Annotated in this window: 8 protein-coding genes; 3 read left to right on the forward strand and 5 right to left on the reverse strand. The window is 52.8% G+C overall.

Features of this window, described 5'->3' with window-relative positions; genetic code table 11:
* From VFG09_03455 to mutS, 4 genes are all read right to left on the reverse strand, one after another.
* The coding region (locus VFG09_03455; GenBank protein HET6514189.1) for a hypothetical protein at positions 1–1,223 on the reverse strand (1,223 nt) is incomplete at its 3' end.
* Between the two features lie 38 nt (positions 1,224–1,261).
* Entirely contained in the window at positions 1,262–2,647 is a 1,386-nt protein-coding gene (gene lpdA / locus VFG09_03460) for a dihydrolipoyl dehydrogenase (GenBank protein ID HET6514190.1), read from the reverse strand.
* Entirely contained in the window at positions 2,644–3,030 is a 387-nt protein-coding gene (gene gcvH / locus VFG09_03465) for a glycine cleavage system protein GcvH (GenBank protein ID HET6514191.1), read from the reverse strand. Before gcvH ends, lpdA begins: the two co-directional genes overlap by 4 nt.
* Positions 3,031–3,082: 52 nt before the next feature.
* Positions 3,083–5,677, reverse strand: a complete 2,595-nt coding sequence (gene mutS, locus VFG09_03470; protein ID HET6514192.1) for a DNA mismatch repair protein MutS — start codon at positions 5,675–5,677, stop codon at positions 3,083–3,085.
* Between the two features lie 349 nt (positions 5,678–6,026).
* Between mutS and gmd the strand changes: the two genes are divergently transcribed.
* From gmd to VFG09_03485, 3 genes are all read left to right on the forward strand, one after another.
* Positions 6,027–7,130 carry a GDP-mannose 4,6-dehydratase gene (gene gmd, locus VFG09_03475; GenBank protein HET6514193.1) on the forward strand — a complete coding sequence of 368 codons (1,104 nt, stop codon included), beginning with the start codon at positions 6,027–6,029 and terminating at the stop codon, positions 7,128–7,130.
* Positions 7,131–7,171: 41 nt separating this feature from the next.
* A complete protein-coding gene (locus tag VFG09_03480) occupies positions 7,172–8,131 on the forward strand; it encodes a GDP-L-fucose synthase (GenBank protein ID HET6514194.1) in 960 nt (319 codons plus the stop codon).
* A 78-nt stretch (positions 8,132–8,209) separates the two neighbouring features.
* A complete protein-coding gene (locus tag VFG09_03485; GenBank protein ID HET6514195.1) occupies positions 8,210–9,631 on the forward strand; it encodes a mannose-1-phosphate guanylyltransferase/mannose-6-phosphate isomerase in 1,422 nt (473 codons plus the stop codon).
* 88 nt (positions 9,632–9,719) lie between these two features.
* Here VFG09_03485 and VFG09_03490 read toward each other — a convergent pair.
* Positions 9,720–10,221: PilZ domain-containing protein (locus VFG09_03490; protein HET6514196.1), on the reverse strand; the 502-nt coding region annotated here is incomplete at its 5' end.

Below are 10,221 nucleotides of genomic sequence, written 5' to 3' on the forward strand. Positions count from 1 at the left end.
GCAAAGGTCAGTGCCCTCTCGAAGAATGAACTGAATTCATCGTAATCGTCGTACCTGAGAAGCTTGAAGGTGAAGCTCTGAAAATAGAGCATATAGTTTCTCATCGCTGCAAAGACCTTTAATCGTCCTTCATCCGATTTCCTGCTCTCCATGAGCGTCAAAAATTTCTGAAGGATGAGGAGGTCTTCCCTCAGTCGCAGGGACTGCTCGACCCTCGTCATGAAGCTGTGGAATATTTCGCCGCCGTTGATAGCAGGTTTGTAGAACTGAACGATCTGGAGGATGCTCTGCTCCGAAAGGTTCTTGAGAATACCGTGGCTGTTCTCAAGGAAGCCCTTGAGATGCTGTGAAGGTTTGCCGGAGAGGGCATCCTTAAGTTCCTGCTCAAAGACCCGCTTTGATTCAACAGAAAACTGATATGCCAATGACGGTATGAGCCCCCTCAGCCGCTCATCAGCAACGGCGTCACTCATCTTCGCCATGTGCGTTCTGGCGAGGGTGATCTCAGAACGGAGGAGCAGGATGATGAGAAGGGAGGAGTTGAGAGAACCGTATTTGGCGGAGTTATCGGCATGCCTCAGATATCTCAGGAACTTAAAGAGGGAGAGGAGGAGCAGGGAGACGTATTTCTTTGTCTCCCTTTCCCTGATGCTCTTGACGATCTTGGTTATCTCGCGGTTTTCTATGACGTCAAATTCGGGGTTGATATCCCTCGAGAAGGGATTGAAAAAACTGTTCTCCCTCAGGTCTTTTTCTATGATGTGACCGATATTCGTAAAGGTGAGGTACGGGATCTGCTCCGTTTTCAGGATGTCGGTGATGATGCCCTTGAGGTTGATAATGGAATCATAGAGAAGAAGAAGACTTTTTTCCGGGACGTCCTGCTTGTAGAGCTCTTCCCTGAAGGCGTCTCTCTTTTTGTCGTTGAGGTATTTGCTGACGGCGAATTTCTGGAACCAGTAAATATTTCTCTTGCTCTCGGGAATGATACTTTCAAGAAGTCCCAGGACCCTGAGAATACCATCCCTCACCACAGAGAGCTCAAGAAAAAAGTTCCTGGCCGCGACATGTTCTTTCGGGAGGGGAAGGTTCTCAATGTTGAAGAAACGGTCAAGGGCCCTCAGGAGCACGTCAAGCTCGGAAAAGATCTCCCTGTTCTTCTCCCTTGACAAAGCGACCCAGTTGTCTGAAAACGTTTTTGTGAGTAATTCTTTAGCAGACATAGGTTCACGCCGATGAATGATGAATCACGAAGGACATGCTACTTTCTCAGCACATGGACCGCAGAGCCATGGACGTCCTCGGCTGCCTCGTATATGCCTTCGGAGAGCGTGGGATGTGCATGGATTGTGGCGGTGATGTCCCTCACCGTGAGGCCTGCCTCCATCGCAACGGCGACCTCATGGATGAGATCAGATGCATGGGGACCGATGATATGGCCGCCGATGACCTTATCGGTCTCGGAGTCGGCGACGATCTTGATGAAGCCCGATATCTCACCGATGGCATGGGCCTTGGCGAGTCCTCGAAAGGGGAAGTGGCCTGTCCTGACGGCAATTCCCTTTTCCCCTGCTTCATGTTCCCTCATGCCGACAGAGGCGATCTCAGGAGACGTGAAGATGGCGGCAGGTACAACGGAGTAATCAATCATGCTCTCCCTGCCGCAGGCGTTGGAGGCAGCCACCATTCCTTCGCGCGAGGCCTTGTGCGCAAGGAGCATACCTCCGACAACATCGCCGACGGCATAAATATGCCTGACGCTCGTCTCCATCTTTTCGTTGACGATGATCCGGCCGCGGGCGTCTTTTTCTACGCCGAGGGCTTCAAGTCCGATCCCTTCGCTGTTGAGCGCCCTGCCAATTGAGACAAGGACCTTCTCCGCCGTGATCTCTGTGCCGTCGGTAAGGACCGCGGAGAGACCATCAGTTCTTGTCTCAACCTTTGAGACGCCGGCGCCGGTGATGAGTCGTATCTTCTTCTTCCTAAATTCTCTTTCGAGCTGTTCCGATATCTCAAAGTCCTCTGTTGATACCGCCCTCGAAAGCGCCTCCACCAAGGTCACCTCTGTTCCGAACTCGTTGAAGATGCATCCGAATTCTGAGCCGATGACGCCGGCGCCGACGATGAAGAGGCTCCTGGGAATCTCGCTGACCCGCACCATGTCATCGCTTGAGAGGATATTCCGGCCGTCAAAGGGAAGGCCGGGTACCTGTGCCGGCCTCGAACCGGTGGCGATGATGATCTTCTCTGCTTCCACCGTCTCTCTCTCGCCGCCTCTTTTCTCGACCTCGATCCTTCCAGGACTCACCAGGGTACCTTTGCCCTCGATAAGGCTCACCCCCCAACTCTTGAAGAGGGCCCTAATTCCCTTCACCTGTATCGAGACGACCTTGTTCTTTCTTTCCATGATCTTCGTGAGGTTGGGGGAGAGAGAACCGGCGAGGTCGATTCCGAAATCGGCGAGGTTCTTTGCCCTCAGAAAGGCTTCTGCTGAGGCGATGAGGGTCTTTGTAGGGATGCAGCCCCAGTTGAGGCAGGTTCCTCCGACTTCATCCTTTTCGATGACCATGACTTGCGCACCGAGCTGGGAGGCCTTGAGTGCAGCGACATAACCGCCTGGCCCTCCGCCGAGGACGGCGATTCTCATTTCACCTCTTCTTCGAGATACCCTGCGTACTCCGCGGCGTCCATGAGATCTTCCAGTTCCGTAACGTCATCCATTTCGAGGACGGCGATCCAGCCCTTGCCGTAAGGTTCTTCATTGATGATCTCCGGGGATTCCGATAATTCCTCATTCACTTCGATAATGGTGCCGCTGACAGGCGCTATCACGGAGGACGTCGCTTTTGTGGATTCTATCTCAGAGATTTCACTATTGGCTTCTACGGTTGTGTCAACTTCAGGAAGGTCGATGTACACGATGTCTCCGAGTGCTTCCTGCGCATGGTCTGTTATCCCTATCGTCGCCTTCTTGCCGCTGATCTTTACCCACGTGTGTTCCTTGTGATATTTGAGATTCTCGGGATTCATCTCATCCTCCTTTCCTGTTCAGGAACCTGTGAATTTCTATCACAGGTTTTTCTCATTTGTCAAGGCTCTCCTGTGACAGTTTCTCCGCCCTCTTTCTGAGCTGTTTCAGTTTACCAAGGGCAGACTTCGGGGTCAATGATGACATATCCATATTCATGATTTCATCGAGCAACGGATCTTCCGTCGTCTCGAAGAGATCCATCTGACCGGCTTTCCTCACAGAGCCCTTCAGCATGAATCCTGTCCTGCCCGCCTTGTGCATCTCATCTTTCTCGAAGGACGTGAGGACTTCCCTTGCCCTGTCGATCACCTCGTCAGGCAGACCGGCAAGTCTCGCCACGTGGATTCCGTAACTTTTGTCAGCAGGCCCCGGCATGATCTTCCGGAGAAAGATGATCTCGTCCCCCCATTCCTTGACGGAGATGTTGTAGTTTCTCACACCCTCGAGGGTCATGCTCAATTCGGTGAGTTCATTGTAGTGGGTCGCGAAAAGCGTCCTTGCCCCGATCTTTCTGAGGATGTGCTCTGCCACGGACCACGCGATGCTGATGCCGTCAAAGGTGCTCGTGCCCCTCCCGATCTCGTCAAGGATAATGAGGCTTCTCCCTGTGGCGTTGTTGAGGATGTTCGCCGCCTCGATCATCTCGACCATGAAGGTACTCTGCCCCTTTGAAAGGAAGTCGGACGCTCCGATTCGTGTGAAAATCCGGTCAATGAGGCCGATCCGCGCTTCAGCAGCAGGCACAAAACTGCCCAATTGAGCCATGAGGACGATGAGGGCGGTCTGCCTCATAAACGTCGATTTTCCCGCCATATTGGGACCCGTAATGATCAGCACCCTGTCGCTTTCACTGTCGACGGAGGTATTGTTGGGGATGAACTGTCCTGCCGACAACCGCTCAAGAACGGGGTGACGGCCGTCGATGATCTCGACGGCCGTGCCGTCATCAACGAGGGGTTTCACGTAGTTATGCCTCCTTGCAATAACGGAGAGGGACACAAGGAAATCCGTCTTTGCGAGGGCCTGGGCGGCAGAGATCAATTTCTGGTTTTCGGACTGGACCTTTTCGAGGAGCGTCTGGAAAAGGCTGTATTCAAGGTTCTTCAACCGTTCTTCCGAGCCCAGGACCTTCGACTCATATTCCTTGAGTTCAGGGGTGATGAAGCGTTCGCCGTTTACGAGGGTCTGTTTCCTGATGTAGGAGTCTGGCACGAGATCAAGGTTTGCCCGTGTCACTTCGATATAGTAGCCGTAGATCTTGTTATAACCGACCTTGAGGGATGAGATACCGCTCTTCTGTCTCTCCCGTTTTTCGAGATCGGCGATAAAGTCTTTTCCGCTCGTCGAGATCTTCCTGAGTTCATCAACTTCGCTGTTGTATCCGTCCCTGATGATTCCTCCGTCTCGCACGCCGAGGGGAGGATTGTCGACCATGCCTGACTCGATGATCCCTTTCAGCGAAGAGAAGTCCGAAAGCTCTTCTCCGAGAGCGGCGAGAAAAGGATTCTGTGAAGACGTGAGGGCCTTCCTGATTACCGGGAGATGGGCAAGAGAGGTCTTTATGGCGATGAGGTCTCTCGGATTCGCCGTTCTCGCCGTCACCCTTGAAGAGAGCCTTTCCAGGTCCTGAACCCGTCTCAGACTGTTCCGCAGGGTTTCGATGATCTCGTAGTCATCCATGAGCGACTCAACGGCGTTCAGACGGTCACGTATATCGGCAACGTCGATGAGCGGCCTGACAAGAGCATTCCTGAGGTAGCGGCCGCCCATAGCGGTGAGCGTTTCATCCATGACCGAAAGAAGGGTGCCTTCCGCCCCTCCTCTCAGGTCCCTGATGAGCTCAAGGTTCCTCTGTGTTGCGGCATCGAGGAACATGAAGGAAGTCTCTTTGAGGGGTGATATCTTTCTAAAACGTACCGGTTCTTTCAGCGTATCCCCGATGTACGCGACCAATGCGCCTGCTGCCGACAGTGACGCCGTCATGCCTTCGCATCCGAAACTTTCAAGTGATGAGACCTTGAAATGTTTGAGAAGGACCCTGTAGGCCTCAGGAAAGTCAAAGGACCAGTCATGAATAGGCGAGGCATAGTAGTCCCTGACGATCTCGGAATAGTGCAGCGCGTCCCTCAGACTCTCGGGGTAGAGGATCTCTTTCGGTTCAAACCGGCTCAACTCGTCTCCCAGCGGCTGTTCCGTCTCATAGACCAGGAACTCGCCGGTAGAGATATCGGCAAGGGCGATGCCGTGTTTCATCCCGTCCGGGAAGAAACTGAGGATATAGGTGTTCTCCTTGGGCTGCTCGGGCGTGTGAGTACCCGGGGTTATGACCTTTACCACCTCCCGCTGCACAATGCCCTTGGCTTCTTTTGCATCTTCCATCTGTTCGCAGATAGCAACCTTATGGCCTGCCTTGACGAGACGTGCTATATACGACTCGGCGGCAAAATAGGGGATGCCGCACATGGGCAGGGGGTCTTCCTTTGTCTTATCCCGAGAGGTGAGGGCTATCTGGAGGATCTTCGATGCCATCTTCGCGTCCTCGCCGAACATTTCATAGAAATCCCCGAGGCGGAAAAGGAGAATCGCATCGCCGTGTTTCTCTTTGATACTGGCGTACTGCCTCATGAGCGGTGTGAGTTCGGACATGAGATATTAAATACCATACCCTGGTGAAAGTTCAATAGAGCGGATAAAGCTGGCTGAGGAGGCCAAGGAGCGGTGGGCGACAGGGTAGACAGACCCTCGCGCGCGCTCCCTTCTCCATAGACACCTTTGGTACCTGTTTGCCCAGACGCCCGTTGAAAATACCTGAAGAAAAGAGCTAAACTAACGTTTAAGTACGGTACCGGTATGTCAGAGAATCGCCGGAGTATTGAGAAGATCGCCTGAGAACGAGAGCGGACAGGCGCAGCACGGGGAAAAGATTCAGGGAATTGGTCGGCTTCTCGGTCATGCATATCCAGGAGAATGAGAGGGAAACTGGGAAGGAGGAGAGATGAAGACTGCCTTAATCACCGGCATAACCGGTCAAGACGGCGCATATTTGGCAGAGTTGCTTCTGAAGAAGGGCTACACGGTCCACGGGATCAAGCGACGCTCATCCCTCTTCAATACGCAGCGTGTGGACCATATGTACACAGACCCTCATGAGGGAAAGGCGAGATTCTTCATGCACTATGGAGATCTGACGGATGCAACAAACCTCATACGGATTATCCAGGAGACTCAGCCCGATGAGATCTATAACCTTGCTGCCCAATCCCATGTACAGGTATCTTTCGATACGGCTGAGTACACTGCCAATGCCGATGCTGTCGGCACGCTGAGACTCCTTGAGGCCTTGCGGATCCTCGACATGACGAAGACCGTCAGATTTTATCAGGCCTCGACGAGCGAGCTCTTCGGAAAGGTCCGGGAGAGCCCTCAGAAGGAGACGACGCCCTTCTATCCGAGAAGCCCCTATGGAGCGGCGAAACTCTATGCCTACTGGATTGTCGTGAATTACCGCGAAGCCTATGGGATTCATGCGAGCAACGGCATCCTCTTCAACCATGAGTCTCCTCTGAGAGGCGAGACCTTTGTAACAAGGAAGATCACCATGGCTGTGGGCCGTATCGGACGAGGCATCAAGGAGAGGATCTACCTCGGCAACCTCGATGCCAAACGTGACTGGGGATTTGCAGGAGATTATGTTGAGGCCATGTGGCTCATGCTGCAGCAGAAGACACCTGACGATTACGTGATCGCGACAGGCGAGACCCATTCTGTCCGGGAGTTCGTGGAACTGGCATTCAGGGAGATCGGCGTAGAGATTGGCTGGAAGGGAAAGGGGGTACAGGAGAGGGGCATCGTTCGTTCTTCGCCTGCATCGCTCTCTCGGGTCTTGAAGAGAGGTGACACCCTCGTTTCCATCGATCCGCGCTATTTCAGGCCTACCGAGGTTGAACTCTTAATCGGGGATCCCTCAAAAGCAAAAAAGAGACTCAAGTGGGAGGCTCGGGTGAAGTTGCCTGAGCTCGTAAAGATGATGATAGAGTCAGACTTAAAGCTGGCAGAAAAGGAAGTCTTGCTGAGACAAAACAATATGTCCCTGCGGTAACAAGCAAAGATGGCACTGTGGCTGAACATCAAGGAGTGAGGATGGATAGGAGTTCGAGGATTTACGTTGCCGGCCATAGAGGTCTCGTCGGATCTGCGATCGTCCGGAGATTACGGTCTGATGGATATACGAACATCATCGGACGGACCCATGGCGAACTCGATCTCAGTAACAAAGAGGAGGTAGAGGGCTTCTTTGCCAAGGAAAAACCGGAATACGTCTTTCTTGCCGCCGCAAAGGTCGGTGGCATCCTTGCCAACAGTACCTACCCTGCTGAATTCATCTATAGCAATCTCTCTATAGAAGTCAATGTTATTCACGCAGCTTATACCTTTGATGTGAGGAAGCTTCTCTTCCTTGGCAGTTCCTGCATTTATCCGAAGTTTGCTCCTCAGCCCATGAAGGAGGAGTATCTCCTGACCGGTGAGCTTGAACCGACAAATGAGCCTTATGCGGTGGCAAAGATCGCCGGCATTAAAATGTGCCAGGCATATAACAGGCAATATGGAACTGAGTATATTTCCGTGATGCCGACGAACCTTTACGGCCCCAACGACAATTTTGATCTCGAAAGCTCCCATGTTCTCCCTGCCATGATCAGAAAGTTCCACGAGGCGAAGGTGAGGATGAAGGAGAACCCGTCGCGCACCGTTGCTGTCCAGCTCTGGGGCACCGGTTCTCCCTATCGGGAATTTCTCCATGTTGATGACCTGGCCGACGCCTGCCTGTTCCTCATGGAAAACTACCGGGGAAATGAAGTCGTTAATGTCGGCACAGGTAAGGATGTCGCCATTCGTGACCTCGCGGAGATCGTAAAGAACATTCTCGGCTTCCGGGGGGAGATAGTCTGGGATACGACAAAGCCTGACGGCACGCCAAGAAAATTGCTCGATGTGTCACGATTAAAAGGATTGGGATGGACCTCCAGGATCAGTCTTGCGGATGGCATAGCGATGACCTATGATTGGTATGTAAAGAGTCTTCAGACCGGAACGTTGTGACGGTATTTTTCTGCACGTCTAAGGAGGTCCCCTGGACATTTCGCGTGTTGGTATGATCTCTGTTGCAGGAGGTTCAGCATGAAAGCCCTCGTACTCGTGGGAGGTTCAGGGACACGGCTTTGGCCGATGAGTCGGAAGAACCATCCCAAACAATTCCTGAAATTAAGCAGCAGCAAGTCTCTCTTCCAGCAGACCGTTGAGCGTCTCCTGGGCGTCGTGTCGGCAGAAGACATTGTTGTGCTGACGAACAAGGCATACAAATTTTACGTCAAGTCCGATCTGGAGGCGTTGTTCGGCTCGAAAGGGGGCAAGCAGGCTCCCATGCCCTCTCATATTGTCCTGGAGCCTGCGAGCAGGAATACAGCGCCTGCTATTGCCCTCGGGATAACCTATTGCATCGAAAAACTCGGCTGCGCAAAGGACGAGGCTCTGTGCGTCCTTCCCTCTGACCATGTCATACGGCCTGCCGATGGTTTCGGCAGATACCTCAGACAGGCGGAACAGATCGCACGGGAAGGACATATCGTGACGTTCGGCATCAAGCCCACCCGTGCTGAAACAGGGTATGGATATATAAAGACCGTGAAGCGCGGTCAGGGAATGGATGGCGCCGAATACGAGCGGGTCGAGCAGTTTACCGAGAAGCCCGACAGAGAGACAGCGAAAAGGTATCTCGACGAAGGGAACTACTATTGGAATTCGGGTATGTTCGTCTTTACCATCGGTACGATGATTGAAGAATTGAAACATCATGCGCCCGCTATAGGAGCACTCGTTGACGGGAGCGTTGCCGAGATGACGGAGAAATTTGATGAAATGCCCTCTCTCTCCGTCGATTACGCGGTGATGGAAAAGTCGGAAAGGATTGTCGTGCTTCCCATGGAGCTCTCCTGGAGCGATGTGGGGTCGTGGGATGCCCTGTTCGACATGCTCGATAAGGACGAAGACGGGAACGTGAAGATCGGCGATGTCATCTCCGTTCATACAAGAGACTCCCTGATTATCGGGAACAGAAGGTTGATCACCACGGTTGGATTAGACAATTGTCTTGTTGTGGAGACGGACGACGCGGTCCTTATGATGAAGAGGGGACACTCCCAGGATGTCCGGGAAGTGATGAAGCAGATGGAGCAGTCCGACCGGAAAGAGGCGTCTGAGCACCTCACGACCTTCAGACCCTGGGGAAGTTACACCATTCTCGAAGAGGGCAGGAGCTACAAGATCAAGAGGATCGTTGTCAACCCGAGTGAGCGATTAAGCCTCCAGAAGCACTACCACAGGTCCGAGCACTGGGTTGTTGTAAAAGGGACGGCCAAGGTGACCATCGGAGACAGCGAGATCTTTATTCATGAAAATGAGTCTGCCTACGTGCCGAAATCGACGTTCCACAGACTCGAAAATCCGGGGAAGATACCTCTCGAGATCATCGAGGTCCAGAACGGCCACTACCTCGAAGAAGATGATATTGTTAGGATAGATGATGTCTATGGAAGGGAATGAAGGCGGGGCTGGTATGACCGAATACGTACGCTGCGAGGCGCAGCCGGCTGTCGCCTGGGGTACCCTGCGGACTTGAGGCAAAGGACTTTCAGTCCTGCACGAATTTGATGCCGACGCTGTAAGCCCTGCTATCGGTCGATGCCGGTCTTCTCCATTGCACAATGCCTATCTTGTCCTCGGCTCCATTGCCGGAAATCAGGAAAGAGTCTTGCTCCACCGGATAATCAGTTCTGATGCACATTCCTGCCTCGCTGATATCTTCAAGGGCAGCATGGAGAACGATGTTCTCCGACCCTCCGCCCACCTTAACGACGCAGGTAAAGGGCTTCCTCAATCGTATTCGTTCAAACTGCCGCTTCTGTATCTTGAAATCCCGTGCTTCCTTCTCATCCTGAAATACCTTTTCGTACGTATGGGGGTCTTCCTTCCGGAGACATTCAGGGCATATTCCATGGGTGAAGGAAGCGTCGGAATGTTGGCGGATATAGGTTTCGACTCTCGTCCAGTATCCTTTATCATCACGTATCCTCTTGCACCACGCACAGATCGGGATTAAGCCCTTCAAGGTCTTAATGTTGGCGAGGGCATCT

The organism is Thermodesulfovibrionales bacterium (genome assembly GCA_035686305.1).
Classification (GTDB): domain Bacteria; phylum Nitrospirota; class Thermodesulfovibrionia; order Thermodesulfovibrionales; family UBA9159; genus DASRZP01.

Excerpts from the sequence above, each read along its gene's own strand:
- gcvH (HET6514191.1), bottom strand. The coding sequence starts at position 3,030 with ATGAATCCCGAGAATCTCAAATATCACAAGGAACACACGTGGGTAAAG.
- VFG09_03485 (HET6514195.1), top strand. The coding sequence starts at position 8,210 with ATGAAAGCCCTCGTACTCGTGGGAGGTTCAGGGACACGGCTTTGGCCG.
- gmd (HET6514193.1), top strand. The coding sequence starts at position 6,027 with ATGAAGACTGCCTTAATCACCGGCATAACCGGTCAAGACGGCGCATAT.
- VFG09_03480 (HET6514194.1), top strand. The coding sequence starts at position 7,172 with ATGGATAGGAGTTCGAGGATTTACGTTGCCGGCCATAGAGGTCTCGTC.
- mutS (HET6514192.1), bottom strand. The coding sequence starts at position 5,677 with ATGTCCGAACTCACACCGCTCATGAGGCAGTACGCCAGTATCAAAGAG.
- lpdA (HET6514190.1), bottom strand. The coding sequence starts at position 2,647 with ATGAGAATCGCCGTCCTCGGCGGAGGGCCAGGCGGTTATGTCGCTGCA.